Here is a 280-nt window from a genome sequence, read left to right as displayed (position 1 = left end):
ACCTTTTCCAAGCGATGGGTGAGGCGGCGGGTCACGGTGGTACCGCGGAACTGCAGCCACTCGCTGAGCAGCATCTTCAGGTTCTTCACCTGCGGACGCCCGTCCAGCCCGATCACGTTGAGGTTGACCCGGTAGCTGCGCTCCAGGTCGGTGGTGGCGAACAGGTGGCCCATCAGCTGTTCGGCATCGACGCGGTTGGAACGCGGCACCAGCACCACCCGCACCGGGTTGGCATGGTCGGATTCGTCGCGGATGTCTTCCAGCCACGGCAGCTTCTTGG

General features: G+C 64.6%; 1 protein-coding gene. It reads right to left on the bottom strand.

Translation table 11 applies throughout. From position 1 onward, the window contains the following. Nucleotides 1-280, bottom strand: a 280-nt coding sequence (locus ACR9ZK_RS21880; RefSeq protein WP_481344059.1) for a DNA gyrase subunit A, incomplete at both ends; no start/stop codon positions are given.

It is taken from the genome of Monashia sp. HAY1-5C (assembly GCF_056755255.1).
This window is presented reverse-complemented; position numbering and strand designations above follow the sequence as displayed.